Origin of the sequence: Kibdelosporangium philippinense (assembly GCF_021390435.2) — a bacterium.
GTDB lineage: Bacteria > Actinomycetota > Actinomycetes > Mycobacteriales > Pseudonocardiaceae > Kibdelosporangium > Kibdelosporangium philippinense.
On the sequence record NZ_JAJVCN010000001.1, the window covers coordinates 3,027,444 to 3,046,417 of the forward strand.

An 18,974-nucleotide genomic window follows, 5' to 3' on the forward strand; every position below is an offset into this window, starting at 1 on the left:
AGGAGGTTTGCCGCCAGTGTTGAGAACCTCGATCCTGCTCACCGCTTTGGTCCTTAGTGCCACGACGGTGCCCGCGTCGGCCGAGCCGACGTGGCAACCGGGAAAACCGCCACTGACCACACCGTGGACCAGTCAAGTCGGTCCCAAGAACGCACTACCTGAGTATCCACGTCCACAGTTGACCAGGGAGCGTTGGCGAAACCTCAACGGTGTCTGGGAATTCGCCGGTGCGAAAGAGGGAGACGCACCGCCGATCGGGAAACCCTTGGCCGAACGGGTACTTGTGCCTTACCCGATCGAGTCCGCCCTGTCCGGGATTCAGCGTCGCGAGGACCGGATGTGGTACCGGCGCACGTTCGACGTACCGCAGAACTGGCGTGGCGACCGCGTCAAGCTGAACTTCGGCGCCGTCGACTACGACAGCACGATCTGGGTGAACGGCCGCAAGGTCGGCACGCACCGAGGCGGCTACGACTCGTTCAGTCTCGACATCACCGATGCCCTGACCGCACGTGGCCCGCAGGAAGTCGTGGTCGGCGTGACCGACCTGACCGACGCGACCTGGCAACCCGTTGGCAAGCAGCGAAACGTGCCCGACCGAGGCATCTTCTACACGTCCAGTTCCGGGATCTGGCAAACGGTCTGGCTGGAACCCGTGGCAGCCAGCAACATCACGCAACTCGACCAGACACCGAACCTCAGCGACTCCACACTCCGGGTCACCCCGCGGATCGACGGTGACACCCGAGGCATGATGGTGGAAGCCGTCGCGTACGACCAGAACAGGCCGGTCGGGCGAACGGTTGGTACTCCCGGCGAGGAGCTGAAGCTGCCCGTGCCTGACGCGAAGCTGTGGTCCCCGGACTCACCATTCCTCTACGACCTCAAAGTCAGACTGGTCAAGGGGTATGGTGCGGTCGACGAGGTCCGGTCATACTTCGGGATGCGCCAGATCGGTATGGCGCCGGGCGCCGACGGCAAAATGCGGATGATCCTCAACGGCAAGATCCTGTTCCAGATGTCCACACTGGACCAGGGATTCTGGCCGGACGGCATCCACACCGCGCCGACGGACGCGGCACTGCGATTCGACCTGGAACAGCACAAGGTTCTCGGGTTCAACACGGTCCGCAAGCACATCAAGGTCGAGCCGGACCGGTGGTTCTACCACGCCGACAAGCTCGGATTGCTGGTGTGGCAGGACATGCCGTCGATGAAGACGTCGAACCAGCTGCCACCGGTGGACGCGCAGCAGCAGTTCGAACGCGAGATGCACACAATGATCGACAAGCACAAGAGCTTCACGTCGGTCGTGGCGTGGGTGCCGTTCAACGAAGGCTGGGGCGAGTGGGACCGTACAGCGACCGGACGGATCGCCGATGACGTCAAGAAGCAGGACCCAAGCAGGCTGGTGAACGCGCACAGCGGCGTGAACTGCTGTGCGTCCAAAGGCGACTCGGGCCGAGGTGACATCCTCGACCATCATGCCTACGTCGGCCCGGCAACGCCTTCGCCAAGCGCGACGAGGGTTGCCGCCGACGGTGAACACGGTGGATTCGGCCTGGAAGTCGAAGGCCACATGTGGTTCGGCGGGGGTCACGCGTATGAAATGACGCCTGACTCAGCGACCTTGACCCGTCGCTACGTCGAGAACCAGCGGGACGTCCTGGCAGCGGCGCAGAAGTGCGGGATCAGCGCGGCGATCTACACCCAGATCACCGATGTCGAGCACGAGGTGAACGGATTCTTCACCTACGACCGGCAAGTCCGAAAGATGGACTTCGGCCAGGTGAAGGCGATCAACGACGAGATCATCAAGAAAGCCGACGGCACCGGAAGCGGCCCGAACCCAGGCCCAGGAACACCTGGCCTTGACGGCATCACCTACTATCCCTTCAACGAAGGAACAGGCACAACGACCGCGGACGAGGTCGGCACGAAGGACGCCACCCTCAACAACGCGACGTGGACCGTGGGCCATCCAGGCCAGGCTGTCCAGTTCAACGGTAGCAACTCCACAGTGGACATCGGTGCCAGCATCCTTGACACCACTGGCAACTACAGCGCGGCGGCGTGGGTCAAACTGGACAGTCTCGGTGGGTTCGCCACGGCGGTCAGCCAAGACGGGCCGACCAACAGCGCCTTCTTCCTGCAATACTCGGGCGCGGACAACCGGTTCGCGTTCAGTTTCGCGGGCGTGCGGGCTCTTGCTCCGGTCGCGCCGGAGCCTGGGCGTTGGTACCACATCGTCGGTGTCCGTGACGTCAGAGCAGGCTCGCTGACCCTCTATGTCGACGGCCAGCCAGCCGGGACGGCGTACTCCTGCGACGGCGGACCGGGCGCGGGCAACACAGTGATCGGGCGCGCGAAGTTCAACGGTGGTCCGGTGGACTACTGGCGCGGGCCGATCGATCAGGTGCACCTCTACGACCGGGCGCTGCCCGCCGCCGAGGTCGCGCGGCTCTACGCGTCAGGCCGGTAGGAGATCCTGACCGTTCCAGGTGAAGCGGGCGGTGGTGACGGCTTCGTCGCCGTCACCACCGCCTGTCACCAGTTGGTGGATGCCGACACCGGCAAGTTCGCTGTAGGTGCACCACTCGTGGTCGGATGTGAGCATCAGGTCCAAGTCGAGTTCGGACAACAAGCCGAAGACCTGGCCACGGTTGGTGGTGTCCACGCCGACGAACACCTCGTCGAGCAGGATGATCCTTGGAGCCTCGGCGACCGCCTGGTAGTGCGCGGCCACGGCAGCGAACAAGGGAAGGTGCAACGCGATGGCCTTTTCCCCGCCGGACAGCGCACCGTGCAGCTTCTTGGTCAGCAGCTGCCAGCCTTGGCCGTTCGCCCGGTCCACTTTGACCACGAACCGGTGCCACGCGGTGTAGTCGAAGACTTGGGCCAGTTGTTGTTCCCAGCTGGTGGCGGTGTCGTCTGCCTTCGCCTGCTCAATCCGGTCACGGAAGAACCGGTGCAACGAGTCACGGTCGTCGTCGGTGAGCCTGGCGGGATCCTTCAACAACAGGTCACGGGCGGTCTTGGTCCCTGGCGGGAGCTCAGGAGCGACCTGCCACACGAGTCGCACGGCCACTTTGGACGCGGTGCGCACCCGTTCAAGCCGGGCGTTCATCCCGTCGACGAGTTCGTTGGCCTGCCGGATCCGGGCGGCGAGGTGCCTGCGGGTATCGCCGGTCAGCGTCTGGTCGAACAGCTCCCGCTCGTGCTCGGTGATCTCCGACTGCGCCTGATCGGCTTCCGCACGAAGGATGTGGAGCAGTTCCGCCGCACCGACTCGCAATCCGTCCACCACCGCGGTGAAGACCTGCACGTCCTCGTCGATGGTCAGATCGAGGTCCGCACGGGAACTCAGCCCGGTGCGGCTGGTGTGCACCGACTCCAGCAACCGGCCAAGCGCGTCGCTGAGGTTTCCGGCCGTGTGGGGGATGTTCGGCCACGCGTGCGCGACGAACCGTGCCGCGTCCAGTGCCGCCCGAATGCCTTCCGAGCCTGCGAGGATCTCGGTGAACCGCGACAGGTCAGGCAGTTCGCTGTCGGCGGGGAACACGCTCGCGGCCAGGTGCCGGAACCGGTGTGCGGCGGCGTCTCGCTTGGCGCTGGCCTCGTCACGCACGTTCGCGTCAGTTTGGCGCTGCGCGTCGAGCGAACCCAACTGCTGGGCCAACGCCGTGACTTGGGTTCTTGTCATGGTCTGTTCGGAGTTCAACGTGCGTACGGCCACGCCCAGCCGTTCGATTTCCTGCAGAATCTCGCGGTAGTCCACGTCGAGCGTGCTGTCGATGGCGTCAAGCTTCGCGGCAAGCGCGGCATGGTGGCGTTCGGCCCGCGTCGCCTCGTCTTCGCGCTCGCGCGCGGTCGCGTCGGAGCGCTGGGCTTGTCCGGCAAGGGTTTCGGCCGTCCGCTGGAGAGATATCAGCGTGTTGCGTTCATACAGCCATGTTTCGGCTAGGTCGGCGAATGCGCTGATCTCGGTTTCCAGTGCGGTCAACGCTGCTCGGTCGGTAGGGACGTTGTTCTCGGCAGCTGTGCCGGTGAGCCGGTGCAACGCTTGGCTGGCGTCCCGTTCGCGGGCGGACACGATGCCGACTCGATGGCGCACCACCGACTCAGCCGCACCGACATCCGCTTGTGCCGCGGTCAGTTCTTGGCTGGCAGCGATCAGTGGGGCATGCGATGGCCTCGCATCTCGTTCCTGGCTGATGAGAGAACGCCTTGTGTTCAAAGTGGAGAGTTGGTCGCGCAGATCGATGATCGCCGTGTCGAGGTCCGCGATCTGGGAGCGCAGCACTTCGATCCGGCGTTCCCTGGCGCGCTGGCGCGTCCTCGCGCCGATGTGACCGGCGTGATCTTTGTGCCACGCGCCTGTCAGCGCGCCCATCCGCCACGTGCCGTCGGCACTGATGGCCGCGGGTCCGGCCGGAAGACGATCGTCGAAAGCCACCGCCGCCAGCACCTGCTGGATGATCGCGCGATCGATCTCGGAATCGGGCTCGGCGACAAGGACGTCCGCCAGCGATCGGCCGATGGCCGGGGACAGCGATGAGACGTCGGTGAACGTGTCGAGTCCCTGGATCTCGCCGCTCGGCCTGATCCAGGCGTCCAGCAGGCCGGATGCTTCGAGCGCGGCCTCGATGCCGGCATATGCCTTCTCGGGCACCGAAGCGGCGAAGTCCACCAATCGCCACAGCGGCGCACCGGACATGCGAGCGCGGTCGGCAGTCCGGAACGGTGGTGGCAACGGCGGAATGTCCTCGTGTGCGGCCAGCCGTCGCACCTCGTCGGACACAAGTGCTCGTTCGTGTTCCACGTCAGCGAGTCGAGGTTCGGTGATCGCCTCCTGCCGGGTGATCTTGCCAAGCGCGTCCTCCGCTGCCGAGTTGATCACCGCGAGGACGGCGGGCTCGGAGTCGATGCCGGCCATGAGAACTTCGCCATCTGTGATGCGAAGTTCCCTGCATGCGGCCATCCAGGCGATGAACTGGCTGGTCAGCTCGCTCAGTTCGGCTTCACGGTGCTGAGCCGTTGCCTCAAGGTGCCGGGTGGCGGTGGTGAGGCCGGACCTTGCTGTGTCGAGGTCCTCCTCGGCATGCAGGCGACGCTCGATCGCGCGCTCATGCTTGTCGACTGCCTCGCGGACAGTGCGGATCTGACCCTGCCTGCTCTGCACCGCGGCACGAAGGAACCGCCGATCCGGGTTGCCGGCGAGTTCGGTGTGGACACTGGAAAGTCCAGCTCTGGCGGCAGAGTGCCGGATTTCCGTCTCCACCACTGCGAGGATTGCCACTTGCCCGGCTGCCGCGTCAGCGGCCTGGTCCGCGTGTGCCCGATCCGCGTCGGCTTCGACTCGCCGGGTCGTCGCGCTGGCGCGCAGTCTGGCCGCCTGTTCAGCGGCCGCTGTTGTTTGTTCACGCAACCGGGCCAGTTCAAGGCCCTGCTTGTACGCTTCGCTCTCGGTCAGCCCGGTCTTGCGGGCTTCGGCCTCGATGATCCGCTCGTCGAGTTCCGCCACCCGCGTCTCGGCCGATTCCTTCTGTGCGGCGACCTGCTCGTACTGCTCGGCTGAACGGCGGGCAGCCCGCGTGAGATTGTCCAATTCGGTCGTCGCGGAGATCACGGTCGCCGAACCCGCTCGCAGTACCCGCTGGGCGTAAGTCTTCTGACGTCCGGCCAACGCACGAGTCGCTGTGACCTCCTCCTGGAGGGTTGCCAGCCGTTCCCGTTGCGCATCCAACCGCTCGAACCCCTCGGCGAGATCCGAGATCTCCTGCTGACCCAACGGCGGAAGGGCGCGGGACAGCAAAGTGGACAACAGCGCCGGATCCAGCCGCTGGGACAGTTTCGGTGTCCGCAGCTGCAACAGAGCCGTGATCAGCGCGTCGTACCGCTGCTCGCTCAAGCCAGGAAACAGCACGGCCCGGACTTCCGTGCGATAGTCGCTCGCATTGGCATGCACGACACCGTCGTCGCCGAGCCGCTCAGCCAAGGCGTTCTTGGTCAGCGGCTGGTTGGCTTCGTTGACCAGCGTGATGCCGTCCGGTGTACCGATTCGCAGGCTCGTCGTGAAGTAGTCCGGGTGGACTGTGGTGGTGTGCGTGCTGGCTTGCAGCCGCGCACCGCAACAGAACCACTCGCCCTGCCGCTGGAACTCCAGCCACACGTAGCCGACACGAGTGGTCCCGCTGGCACCTTCCCCCATCAGGTTCCAGTGCATGGTCCGTTCGCTGGTGCCGAACGTGGACAGCCGGTTGGCCCGCAGGCTCGCGTCGAACAAGAACGGCAACAGCAGTTCGAGGGCCTTGGATTTGCCGCTGCCGTTCGGGCCGCGCAGCAGCAGGCGTCCACTGTGGAACTCGAACACCTCGTCGTAGTACCGCCAGACGTTGAGAATGCCGGCACGAGAAGGAGTCCACCGTTCGGTCATGAGTCCGTCACCCGCGCGGCTGTGACCGAATACCGCGCTGCGGCTGGCAGCGGCCGGATGAGCGTCGCGGTGATCTCGACCAGCCCGAACCCGGTCAACACAGCCAGCGCGTCGGACACGAGTTGTACCGCACCATCCTCACCGCGATAGCTCTTGGCCCACTTGGGAAACTTGTCCAGCAGGTCGATCGCGGTGCGCCGCAACTGCTCGACCGTGACCGGACCGTCGACAAAATCCAGCAGCAGCAAGGCAGCGACCTTGGCGGTGCCCGCGTCGTCAGGAAACCGAGTATCCGTGGCGACTGCGTCGACGTCCACGAACATCATGCCCTCGGCACGTTCCTCCAACACGAAACCGCCCTGCTCGGCTGCTTGGCGAACGAGCCGTTTGCCGGTTGGCGAGCTGATGTACGCGTGCTCGTCAGCGGACAGATCGGCGAAGTACAGCACCGGATCGTCCACCAGCCGTCGAAAGACCGAATGCCGCAGCCACAGGTTGCGCTGCACGTCGGTGGACTCGACGGAACCGTAACGCCGCTCGCGGGAGACATCGGCAAGCACCTGCTCGAAGCGCAGCGGGACTTCGTCGAGCGGAATGTCCGACTGCGACGGACCAACCGGCGCGGCGAGCAGTCTGAGCAGGAGCGTGGAGTCCACTCGATACAGCACCTTGGCCGAAGCGGAATCGACAAACGTCTCGGTGGTGCCGTCGACGACTTCGAGCACGCCGAACGACTCCAGCAATCGCAGCACGTCGACGAACGCCATGCGCTCGGTGCGGCTGGCGGTCTCGAACGTGACCAGCGCCTCGTCGGCATTCGTCGCACTGGTCACCCGGTCGGCGAGCAGGCCGATCGTCGTCACCGGCACTGTGAGCAACTCGGCCGCGGTCACACAAAGCAGGACGTATCGCCGTCGGTCGAAGGACGCGCGACCTGAACGCAACCGGCGGGCGGGGCGGCTGGGGTCGATCGCCGCCCGCACTTTCATCAACCTCGCGTACCCCAGGCGTGGTTCGACAGTCAGTGACCAGCCGCAGTAGTAGTCGAACCACTGTTTGATCGGCTCGCGGCGCCTGCGGACCAGGTCGAACGCCTCGGGCGTCGCGTGTTCCGAGAGCAACGGCGTGGCCAGCAGTTGCCTGATGCCGAGCGCGACTTCCTCACGCTCGGCGATGACCAGTTGGTTGGCCAGCTGACTCATCTGGTTTTGATCTCGATCTCGTAGTCGGGTCCGTGGAACACACCACGCGGCGTGACCAGGGATGTGGTGGCTCCGTTCGGTGGCTGCCGCAGGAGGATCTCGACCCGGCCGTCCGATGTGGTGCCGTGGCAAAGCCCGTCGTCGCCGACGGCGTTGCCCAGCGCCCGGCCAAGCAGATCGAGCAGCCGCTCGAACACCGAGTGGTCGAGCCGGCCGAATGACGACAGCCGAACGACACCACCTGTGTCGAGCATGCTCCACGCGGCTTCGAGCTCAGCCCTTTCGGCAAGTGCCCGCTGCGCGCGTGCCGCTTTGATCACCGCGACATCTCGTACGCGCCCGGTACGGGTGAACCGTTCCGTGCGACCGGCAGATCGCAATAGGGGAGACACTTCGACCGTGGGAGCGGTACGCCATGACGTGCCCGAGGGAACGAGTTCGGGATCCTGGTGTGCGAGGTGGGCGTGCCGGGCCGAGCTCATCCCGAACATCGTCGACCACAATCGGTGCAGGTCGTCCTGTCCGGGCACGACCGCGAACCACCGTGCCAGCGTACGGAAGTCCGCCACCGCGCTGCTGGCTCGCCGCCGGGACTCGGTGATCCTGTCGAGCACCTGCAACAGGGTGATGATGGCCCGCCGGGCAACGGCGTGTAGCTGTTCCACGCGTGGAACTGACCCGTCCAGTGGCAGGAACCACGCTCGCAGCCCGTCCCATCTGGCGGTGCGGTGCTCAAGCCAGGCTGGCGCTGGATCCGCTTCGGACAGCTGAGGCAGTTCCGCGCCACGCAGCGCCCGGTGATGCATGGCTTCGACACCAAGCTGCTCGACTGCCTTGATCCGGGTGGCGATCGTGTGCGAGCGCAGGTCGAGATTGGTGACGAACTCCTGCAGGTAGGCCACTGTGGACGCTTTGACTTCGTGGAACGTCGCCATGGTCGCGCCATCGGCCCGCAGCAGCCGCTGCAGTTCGCCGTTGAACTGCTTGGTGTTGCCGCGCAACGCTTCCAGGTGCGTCTCCAGCTCGCTCAGCGTGGTGAACACCCTGCGGTCGGAACCGCTTTCGAGCTCGGTGACGAGGTCGCGGAGCCGGTCGGCGATGGCGTCGAGAACGGCGGTCTGCAACGCGCCTGCCGATGCCAGCACGTCCAATGCGCGCACGACACCGGCGAACGCGGCCTCGCCTTGCCTGGTCAGCGAGTACTGCAGGTTGCGCCGCTCGTACTCGGCCGCGGTGCGGTAGTTCTCGGAGTGGTTCTGAATGACGTCAAGCAGGTTCCAGGCCCGCAGTTGATCAAGCGCGGCGGCCAGGTCCTCGTCATCGATCGCGTCCAGCCAGCCGACCGATCGCAGCCGGGCCCGGATGTCGTCGAGACTCAGCGCGGTTTCCAGCCGTTCGTTCGCCTCGGCGAAGGCGTGCAGGAGCGACACGTACAGTCCGGCCCGGTCGCCGGTGGTGAAGCGGAACATCTCTGGCGGTACACGGATCGGGTCCATCGCCGGTCAGTATCCCAGCTCGTCCAGCAACTTGGGGGCCACCCGTTCCTCGGCGAGTGTCCGGCCGTGACGAACCAGGTGGCCGGCCAGATCCGGGTCCCACGGCACCGGCGTGACCCGGCCGACCGGCGGCCCGTCGGACACTCCGGCCAGATAGTCGGCGCTGGTCATCCGCCACGGCAGCGCGCCGGTTCTCGCCACGACGTACGCGGCGATTCGCAGCCCGTCCCCGTCAAAGTCCCCGTGGTAGTGCAGACGCGCGGTCAATCGCCGCAACAGCGCCATCGCCGCCGCGCTCGGCCAGCCGGACGTGCACACCATGGGTGGGCACCGATTGGTGAACCTGGCCAAAGCCATCGCGAGCACGCTGGGATTCTCGACCACCCACACGTCCGGTCCTGGATCACTCACACCCGCCCTGACCTGCTGGAGTGTCAAGACCGCCGCGTGCCCGGCCCTCGCGGTCACCCTGAGGATCTGGTCGGCTGGAGTGTCGCCAGCCGATCGGAACCCCGCGATCAGGACAGTCGAAGACAGTTGGTCGTCGGCTACACCAACTCGTTCCCACAGCGCGCGGCGATCTTCGATGCCGTACATCGCTGCCAGGGCTTTCATTACGAGGTGCCCGCAGCGCGTGCCCTCGTCCAACGCGTGTGTGTCGCCGAGTACCGCATCGGCGTACACCGGCAGGGGAACGCCGTCGGCAGGCAGTCGCGCGAGCACGGCCAACGTCTTGTCGAGTTCGTCGCGACTGGCACGGATCGTGCGCGCCCATTGCGCCAGCGCGGGTTCAGCCTGTACCACAGGATGGTTCACCAGCCAGTCGCGCAGCGCGGCTCGCTGCTGGGTGGCACGCTGCCGGTCAGCAGCCCGGTCGCCGATCGGCCCGACAAGCTCGGCCACGATCTCGCGGGTCGACTTGCCGATCGCCTCGGTCAATGCCTCGTCCAGCCTGGCCAGCGATACGGTCACGGATGTGCCTGGCAGCCGGGCGGAACCGAGCAGGTCCGCGATGGCGGACTGTTGCTCGTCGTCGAGTCCGTCGAGTTTGATCCGGCTGACTGGCAGGCCTGTCGACAGCCGTGCGTGGACAGCTCTCCACACCGGTGCCAATGCGGGCGACAGTCGTTCCATGCACTGGGTATAACAGGCGAGTGAACGCGGTCCGAACGGTCCTTGGCGACATCCCGCCAGAAGAGCTGGGCATTTGCGACGCCCACGACCACCTCTTCCTGCGCACGCCCGCACTGCCAGGTCAGGAGCTCGACGACGCGGCGGCCGCGTTGGTCGAGGTCCAGCGGTTCGCCGCGCTCGGTGGCCAGTCGATCGTGCAGTGGACGCCACACGGCATGGGACGCCAGTGGGACCGGCTGGTCGAGATCTCCCGCGCGACGGGCGTGCACATCGTCGCGGCGACCGGGTTGCACCAGGCCAGGCACTACGGCTCGCTCGACGACATCTGGGACCGGCTGGCCGAGGTGTTCATCGCGGAACTGTCCTGGGCTGGCATGATCAAAGTCTCCGGGGACTTCCACGGCCTCGACGACCACGCCCGGCACACCATGACCGCGGCGGCGCAGGCACATCGCGTGACCGGAGCCCCGATCGGTGTGCACCTCGAAGGCGGCACCGGTGGCCTCGCGGTGCTGGACCTGCTGTGTGGGCGGTTGGAGGTGCCGCCGCACCGCGTCATTCTTGGTCACCTGAACCGGTCGCCGGATCTAGGCATGCATCGTGACCTGGCGCGATCCGGTGCGTTCCTGGCGTTCGACGGACCGTCCCAGGCCAACCACGGCACGGACTGGCGGCTGTTCGACTGCCTGGCTGGTTTGATCGAGGCCGGGCATGTGGAGCAGTTGCTGATTGGTGGGGATACGACTACCGCGGCTGCTCGGTCGCGGCCCGGCATGTCGTATCTGGTGCGGGAGCTGCAGCCTAGTACGACAGCCGCACAGTGTGATCTTGGTGTGGGGTCGTGATCATGGGTGCGGCCACCGCGTGATCAACTTCGAGGTGTGATTGGACTCGAGGAAGACGCGGTGGCCGCGTCGGAGACTGTAGTAGACGAGGGTTTCGCCCGCTGGCGGGCCGGGTTTGATGACATGTTCGCGCTGGTAGCTGGCCGGTTCGCGCAGGCCGATTCGCGTGCCCGTGCTCAGAAGTACCTACTCGGGCTGCTGTCTGGTGTGGAGCGCAAGAACTCCTGGTCGTTGGCGGAGCTCGCCGGGGACAGCAGCCCGGACGGCATGCAGCGCCTGCTGAACTTCTACCGCTGGGACGCCGAGGCGGTGCGCGACGATGTGCGTGGCTACGTGCTGGCGCATCTGGATGACCCGAGTGGGGTGTTCGTCGGCGACGAGACCGGATTCATCAAGAAGGGCACCAAATCCGCGGGTGTGCAACGCCAGTACACCGGCACCTCGGGCAAGATCGACAACTGTCAGGTCGGCGTGTTTCTGACCTATGTCTCCCGGCATGGCCGGGCGTTGATCGACCGGGAGCTCTACCTGCCGCAGAAGTCCTGGTGTGCCGACCGGGATCGCTGTCGCGAGGCCGGGATCGGCGACGAGGTCGAGTTCGCGACCAAACCCGAGCTGGCCCGCCGGATGCTCGCCCGGCTGCTGGAGGCCGGGGTCACGGTGGGCTGGTTCACCGCGGACGAGCTCTACGGCGACAACCCGGCCCTGCGCGACTGGCTGGCCGAGCAGGCGGTGAACTACGTGCTGGCGGTGTCCTGCGATTACCAGGTGACCACGCCGACCGGGCCGGCGCGCGCGGACGTGCTGGCCGGCCGGGCACCGGCGCGGGGCTGGCAGCGGCTCTCGGCCGGGCGGGGCAGCAAGGGCCACCGCTTGTATGACTGGCTGCTGATCGATCCCGGTCCCGGCGAGCGGCATCAGCTGCTGGTGCGTCGCTCGATCAGCGATCCGACCGATCTGGCCTACTACGTCTGCCACACCGCCGGTCCGGTGCCACTCGCGGAACTGGTGCGCGTGGCCGGATCCCGTTGGGCGGTGGAGGAAACGTTCCAGTTCGCCAAGAACGAGACCGGGCTGGACCATTATCAAGTCCGCAAGTACATCGCGTGGTACCGGCACATCACCCTGGCCATGCTCGCCGCGGCGTTCCTGGCCGTGACCGCCCATACTGAACGCATCCGCACCCCACCACCGCCCCATCCGGCGCCGGAAAAGGGGGCGCCAGAACCGATCCTGATCGGCTGATCCCGTTATCCTGCAACGAAATCCGACGACTCTGGGCCACCCTCACCCGTCCAGTACATCCCCGAGCACACATCCAGCACTGGTCTACCTGGCGCCGACGCCACCAGACCCGCGCCCGTCACAGCCACTACCAGCGACAACACCGCAAATATCAACAGGCATAACACTGTGCTGCTGTCGTACTAGGGTGGAGCGGGAGTTTGGGCTTTCGGCGCAGATTTTCATTGGCAATCCGGCTATGGCTTTCACTACGGATTGGCTTGTCGATGCGAGGCGTTCACCGTAGTGGTTGGGGATAGGTTTCGTTGTGACTTTCAGCGTGCTCGGCTTTTCGTTCCAGAGTGGTTGCTGCGGTTCGCTTTTCGTTCCAGTGTGGTTGTTGTGGCTTTGTTCCTGTTCCAGCGTTTGGGTGGTCGCCGCGGCTCGATTTGATGTGATGAAGGAGCGGGGCCTCGCTCCTGGTGGGTTCCGAGCGGACACTCGGGTTTGCCTTAAATCTCACGCAAGGGAGGCCCCTGGTGTCTGAGTATGACGGACAACAGTACGTCGGGATCGATTTACATCGGCATCGGTCGGTGATCGTGCGGTTGAACGCCGCTGGTGAGCGACTGGACGCGGTGCGGATCGACAACGACCCAATGACGTTGATGGCCGAGATCGGCAAGGCCGGACGGTGCCCGGAGGTGGTGCTGGAGGCCACGTATGGCTGGTATTGGGCCGCGGACGCGCTGGCCGAGGCGGGTGCGCGGGTGCATTTGGCGCATCCGCTGGGGATCAAGGGCTGGACCACGCGGCGGGTGAAGACCGATTGGCGCGACGCGGCGGATCTGGCCGAGGTGTTGTGGCGGGGCCGGTTGGCTGAGGGCTGGATCGCGCCACCGCGGGTGCGTGGCCTGCGGGAGCTGGTGCGTCACCGCGCGAAACTGGTCAACCTGCGGACCGGGGTGAAAGCCGGGGTGCACGCGGTGCTGGCCAAGCAGGGCGTCCGGCTGCCGGTCAGTGATGTGTTCGGGGTCCGGGGCCGGGCCCTGCTGGCCGAAGCGCCGTTGGATCCGCCGTTCCGGGCGAGGGTGAACAGTCAGTGCCGGTTGATCGAGGCGTTGGGTTTCGAGATCGCCGTGGTCACCAGTCTGATCACCCGCCACGTCGCGGCTGATCCGGGATACCTGGTGCTGCAACAGATCCCCGGTGTCGGCCCGATCCTGGCCGCGGTCCTGATCGCCGAGATCGGTGACATCACCCGGTTTCGCTCGCCGCGGCAGTTGTGTTCCTGGGCCGGGCTGACCCCGAAACACCACGAATCGGACCGGAGCGTGCGCCGGGGCCGGATCACCAAACAGGGCTCTCGGCTGGTGCGCTGGGCGGTGGTCGAAGCCGCCCAGAAAGTCCCCGCCGGCACAGGCTGGCTGGTGGCCACCCGGGAGGGGATCCAGGAGCGGCGGGGCCGCAACATCGCGACCGTCGCGGTCGCCCGCCGCCTGCTCACGCTGGTGTTTTATGGCCTGCGGGACGGACACATCCGCGCCCTGCACCCGCGGCAGGCCGGATGAGGACTGGTCGTGACCAGGCGCGGATCGGCCCGTGTCTGACCCCCACCCCCGGGGTGGCGTGGTCGTCGATTTGATTGATCCCGCCTGGCCACGGTCGCACCTCACCATGCACACACCCAGCGGATAGATGACCGACAACCAGCCCCCGAGGGTTGGTCTTTGTCACCCGGACTATTTCCGGGCACCGGCGAACGCGACCACACACCTCACACGAACCCACCACGAAAAAAGGGGACCACACCACACAATTTTCCTGGCTTGAATAGCGTGACATCTCCGACGGTATCGGCGTCAAGACCACGCCCCTTCCTGCGGAAGGGGTGGCCCTCCGGGCCAGTCATTGACCCCCACACCGCGGACCTCCCTGCCCGCGATCGCCAGAAAAACCCAGAAAAACAATCCCCCGGACTTGACCGGCCCCGCTCCTTCATAGATGACATGGGAACCCCGCGCGGCAATGCCACTGACTTGAGAGAGTCCTCGCACTTCAGAGGTGGTCTGCATGTGTGGGGCGCGAGGTTGATCTTTAGAGGTGCGAAACGCGAGTGGCCCGGCCCGCGAGCAAGGCGTACCCGTGCCACCGATGGACGAGACTGTCCACAGTGGCCCTCATTCAGGCCCGCCATGGTCCGTGAGGGGAACTTGTGGTGCGTTGGATGCCGCGAAGGTGGCCTTCACGGCACCAGCCGGGGTAACAGGAGTAACGCGCGGGGTAAGTGAGACTAATGTGACGATCAATCGTCCATTATGGACATCAACGCCACCGCCAATCGACCCTGCGCCGCTTGCCGCCAGCCAGAATGCTTAAGTCAGTGGCATTGCCGCGCGGGGTTCCCATGTCAAATCGAGCCGCGGTGACCATCGAAACGCTGGAATAGGAACAAAGCCACAACAACCACGCTGGAACAGGAACACAGCAAAGCAACCACACTGGAAAGAAAAGCGAACCTCAGCAACCAGGCTGGAACGAAAAGCCGAGTCGAAAGCACAACTGAAACCAATTCGCTGAATGAACACCCGGCGATATCACCGCAAGCCCGCAACTAGTGTCGTGTGATTCTGTTTGCTTTACATTGGTGTGACTGGTGATGGTGTTGGCTGTCGGCATGGAGTTGACAGCCGACGAGCGGGCCGAGTTGCGGGCGCTGGTGAACAGTCCGGACGTAGCGGCGACGGTCGCGACGCGGGCGCGGATCTTGATGTGGTCGGCGGAAGGGCGGGCGAAGAAGGAAATCGCGGAGCTGGCTGGTGTGTCGAGGCCGACGGTGGATCTGTGGCTGTCACGCTACGCGGCAGACGGTGTGGGCGGGTTGCTGGACCGGCCGCGCGGGGCCGGGCGGGAGCAGGTTCCGGTGCGGGTGCGGGCGCGGATCCTGGCGGCCAGCCGCACAAGCCCACCCATCGAGACCGGGTTGTCGCACTGGTCGAGCCGGGAGATGGCCGCGTGGATCACCCGCGTCGAAGGGGTGTCGGTCTCGCATCACTATGTGGCGAAGCTGTGGCGCGACAACGGGTTGCGGCCGCATCGACAGGGCACGTTCAAGCTCAGCAAGGACCCGGAGTTCGCCGACAAGGTAGCCGACATCGTTGGTCTGTACCTGGACCCGCCGGGCGGCGCGGTCGTTCTCAGCGTCGATGAGAAGACCCAGATCCAGGCGCTGGACCGGACCCAGCCGCTGCTGCCGATCACCTTCGACGCCAGCGAGCAACGCACCCATGACTACCGCCGGCACGGCATCACGAACCTGTTCGCCGCACTCGACGTGGCCACCGGCGAGGTCTACGGCGAATGCCACCCGGTCCGCGACGGCGCGAACTTCCTGGCCTTCCTCAAGAAAGCCGTGAAACCGCACGCGGGCAAGAACGTCCATGTGGTGCTGGACAACTTGTCCATCCACGGCACGCCCGAGGTGATGGCCTGGCTGGAGGCCAACCCGCATGTGCGGTTCCACCACACCCCGAAAGGCTCGTCGTGGATCAACCAGATCGAGATCTGGTTCGGCATCATCACCCGCCAGGCCATCCGCCGCGGCACCTTCACGTCGGTCAAAGTCCTCATCGGACAGATCCGTGACTACATCAACCACTGGAACGCCAAGGCCAAGCCCTTCATCTGGACCGCCACCGCCGAGGAGATCCTGGCCAAGGTCCGCGTCGTCCAAGCCAGTGTCAAGAAGCTGCTCAACAACAACGCGAAGTAAAGCCAACAGAATTACAAGACACTAGCTGCCCGAGAAAGCGGCCAGCTTCTCCCGAAGATCGTCGGCACGCGGATCGGCGAGGTCGGTCATGATGCCGACGGCCCTTTCCCAGATACCCCGCGCAAGCCCAGGGTGGCCTGAAGCGTCGAGAGTCGTGCCCAGATCAATCAGCACCTGCGCCATGTGCCGCCCATTGCCGGTGTGCCGGAACAGGTCAACGGCCTGTCGGTACGCACGAATGGCGCGCGGGTACTCCTTGAGGCTGGCGTACGCGTCGCCAAGGTGGGTGAGCAGCCACGCCTCGTTGTCCGAATGCCCTGATCCGTGGTTGAGCGCCACAGCCTTCTGGAAGCACTCGACCGCAGTCCAGTACTCGCCTTTGTTCGCGTACGCGCTGCCGAGGTTGTCGAGGTTGCGGCAGACGCCTCGGTTGTCACCCAGCCGTTCGTACAGTTCGAGCGCCTGGCTCGTATATTCGACCGCTTCGTCGGTTTCCGCGAGCTCCACGTGCGCCAGGCCGAGGTTTCCGGTGGTCATGGCCGTTCCGCGGAGGTTGGACAGGGCCTGGAACTTGGTACGTGAGGCTTGGAACCGGGGGATGGCCGCCCGCTGCTTGCCCATGTCGAGTAGCACGCACCCGAGTGAGTTGAGCGTGTACGCCTCGCCGAGGTCCTCCCCAGCAGCCTTGGCAGCCTTGTGCGCGGCTTGGTAGTACTCCACGCCGTCATCCCATGGGATGGCGTAGTCGAAGAAGGTCGTCATGTTCAACGCGATGCGCCACGCGTACTCGGGATATCCGTGTGCGGCTGCCCATGCGGTGACCGAACGCAGGCTGTCGTATTCCTGAGTGAACCACGCTTTGGCGTCGTGTACGGACGTGAAGTCCTTGGCTGGCACGGTCGTCGGCGGTGCCCCCACCAGGAATTCCCGGTGCCGCCCGGGGTCCATGAAGTGGTCCGCGTTGGTGGTGGTGTGCAGGTACCACCCGAGCAATCGGCGCGCGGCCTCGTTTTGCTCCCGTACCGTGTCCTGACCCGCTGTTTCGGCTGCGTACAAGCGGACCAGGTCGTGCAGTTCGTAGCGTCCGGGTTGACGCTCTTCCACCAGGTGCGCGGCGACGAGTTGATCGAGCGCGAACTGTGCCTGTGGCATGTCGGCAAGGGCGCTGGCCGTCTGGAGGCTGATGTCGTTGCCCGGGTACATGCCGAGTTTGCGGAACATCGCGGCGGCCTGTGCGCTCAAGGCCTGATACGACCAGGTCAGGGCCGCTCGCAGGCTCGTGTACGGGTTGTCGTCGCGGGTGTCGAGGTTGTCCAGCCGGGCTTGTTCGTCTTCCAGCGCGTTGACTACCTCCCGCAACGAGGCGGCGCGCAGTGCGCGTTCAGCGACGATCGCGATGGCGAGCGGCAGGTTGTCACACAGTTCGACGAGTTTGCCCGCGGAGGAGATGTCTTTGGCGACATGGGGTTGACCGATGGCCGCGCCAAGCAGTTCCAGCGACTGCTCGCGGGCAAGGCGGTGCAGGGTGAGCCGGTATGCTCCGTCTCGAATGGACAGTGCGCGGAGTTGGTTGCGGCTGGTGACGATCACCAATGCTGTCGTACTCGGTAACAGTGGCCGGACTTGTTCGGCGTCACGGGCGTTGTCAAGGAACAGCAAGGTTCTTCGGCCCGACAATGTGCTACGCAGCAATGCGGACCGTTCGTCCAAACCGGACGGAATCACCTCGTTGGGCACACCGAGCGACCGCAGCAGAGTCTCCGCGGCCGCCGCCGGTGTGACTGGGCCTTCGGGCGCGTACCCGCGAAGGTTCAGGTACAGCTGGACATCCGGGTACATGTGCACGATCCGGTGCGCCCACCGGATAGCGATGGTCGTCTTGCCGACGCCGGGCGCGCCATCGATGGAGATGATCACCAGGCCGTCGTTGCCCCGGTTGTCCCATAGTTCGTCGAGGGCGTCCAGTTCTTCGGCACGTCCGCTGAATCGCGCGATGTCGTGGGGCAGTTGCCGTGGAGACGTGCTCGCGGGCGTGTCGTCGGTCTCCATCAGGATCCGCCGCTGGAGCTCGACCAGACGTTGACTCGGCTCGATCCCGAGCTCGTCGCGCAGGATGTCGCGGACCTGCCGGTACGCGGTCAGTGCTTCAGCACGCCTGCCCGCGCGGTGCAACGCGGTGATCAGCTGCAACCACAACGACTCGCGCGCCGGGTATTGCGCGGTGAGCTCGTACAGCTCGGGAATCAGTTGCTCGGAGGCGCCCGCGCTGAGTTGCAGGTCGATCCGGCGGCCGGTCGCGGCGAACCACTCCTCGGTCAGCCGGGGGATCACGTCGCGGTCGAGCCAGGTTGAGTACATGTCCTCGAACGGCGTGCCACGCCAGAGTTCCAACGCCGCACTGAGCAGGACGAGTTCCTCGGTCTCGGTTTTCGCGGTGCGTGCCTGGTCGAGCAGATCGCGGAACCGGTGCACATCGATGGCGTCGGTTGGGATCGTCAGCTGATATGTCCCGCCGGGGCCTGTTTGAATGAGCTCTGAACCGAGCAGTTTCCGGAGTCGCCGGACATAAGTGTGCAATGAGCCACGGGTGCTGGCCGGGCCGCGTTCCGGCCACAGTTGTTCGGCCAGCCGGTCCACTCGGACGGGCTTGTTGGCCGACAGCAGCAGGGAAGTGAACAACACACGCAGCTGGCCGGCGGGGATGTCGACCGCTACGCCGTCGACATGGACATGCCACGTACCGAGGACTCGCACGTCGTGTCGCATTGGCACCCCCCTGTCGAGTGTCGCGAAAGAGCATACCGACAAAAAGGATTGGCCCGAGCGGCGATTGTCGTGAATCCCCAGCTCCGTCAGACCGTGCTC

10 protein-coding genes are annotated in these 18,974 nt (G+C 65.5%); 5 read left to right on the plus strand and 5 right to left on the minus strand.

The genetic code is table 11. The features are described from left to right. Positions 1–16 precede the first annotated feature (16 nt). The gene (locus LWC34_RS13915; RefSeq protein ID WP_233725468.1) at positions 17–2,482 is read left to right on the plus strand and encodes a LamG-like jellyroll fold domain-containing protein; all 2,466 of its coding nucleotides are present in this window, start codon (positions 17–19) and stop codon (positions 2,480–2,482) included. Here the strand turns inward: LWC34_RS13915 and LWC34_RS13920 are convergent. Genes LWC34_RS13920 through LWC34_RS13935 form a run of 4 tightly spaced genes read right to left on the minus strand, consistent with a single transcriptional unit; the run spans position 2,471 to position 10,268 of the window. Further along, a complete protein-coding gene (locus LWC34_RS13920; RefSeq protein ID WP_233725469.1) occupies positions 2,471–6,436 on the minus strand; it encodes a TIGR02680 family protein in 3,966 nt (1,321 codons plus the stop codon). The genes LWC34_RS13915 and LWC34_RS13920 overlap by 12 nt on opposite strands. After that, positions 6,433–7,638 carry a TIGR02678 family protein gene (locus tag LWC34_RS13925; RefSeq protein WP_233725470.1) on the minus strand — a complete coding sequence of 402 codons (1,206 nt, stop codon included), beginning with the start codon at positions 7,636–7,638 and terminating at the stop codon, positions 6,433–6,435. The genes LWC34_RS13920 and LWC34_RS13925 overlap by 4 nt, the downstream gene beginning before the upstream one ends. Then, on the minus strand, positions 7,635–9,134 hold the full coding sequence (locus tag LWC34_RS13930) for a TIGR02677 family protein (protein WP_233725471.1): 1,500 nt from the start codon (positions 9,132–9,134) through the stop codon (positions 7,635–7,637). The genes LWC34_RS13925 and LWC34_RS13930 overlap by 4 nt, the downstream gene beginning before the upstream one ends. A gap of 6 nt (positions 9,135–9,140) precedes the next feature. After that, positions 9,141–10,268, minus strand: a complete 1,128-nt coding sequence (locus tag LWC34_RS13935) for a TIGR02679 family protein (RefSeq protein ID WP_233725472.1) — start codon at positions 10,266–10,268, stop codon at positions 9,141–9,143. Between the two features lie 20 nt (positions 10,269–10,288). On the opposite strand from LWC34_RS13935, the gene LWC34_RS13940 reads away from it, so the two are divergent. From LWC34_RS13940 to LWC34_RS13955, 4 genes are all read left to right on the plus strand, one after another. Then, on the plus strand, positions 10,289–11,113 hold the full coding sequence (locus LWC34_RS13940; protein WP_233725473.1) for a phosphotriesterase family protein: 825 nt from the start codon (positions 10,289–10,291) through the stop codon (positions 11,111–11,113). Between the two features lie 123 nt (positions 11,114–11,236). Further along, positions 11,237–12,358: an IS701 family transposase gene (locus LWC34_RS13945; protein WP_233726437.1), complete on the plus strand. Its 1,122-nt coding sequence runs from the start codon at positions 11,237–11,239 to the stop codon at positions 12,356–12,358. 518 nt (positions 12,359–12,876) lie between these two features. Beyond that, on the plus strand, positions 12,877–13,908 hold the full coding sequence (locus LWC34_RS13950) for an IS110 family RNA-guided transposase (protein WP_233725474.1): 1,032 nt from the start codon (positions 12,877–12,879) through the stop codon (positions 13,906–13,908). Positions 13,909–14,996: 1,088 nt separating this feature from the next. Continuing rightward, a complete protein-coding gene (locus LWC34_RS13955; RefSeq protein WP_233726438.1) occupies positions 14,997–16,109 on the plus strand; it encodes an IS630 family transposase in 1,113 nt (370 codons plus the stop codon). A gap of 21 nt (positions 16,110–16,130) precedes the next feature. Here LWC34_RS13955 and LWC34_RS13960 read toward each other — a convergent pair whose 3' ends face one another. Continuing rightward, entirely contained in the window at positions 16,131–18,875 is a 2,745-nt protein-coding gene (locus LWC34_RS13960; RefSeq protein ID WP_233725475.1) for an AfsR/SARP family transcriptional regulator, read from the minus strand. Positions 18,876–18,974 lie beyond the last annotated feature (99 nt).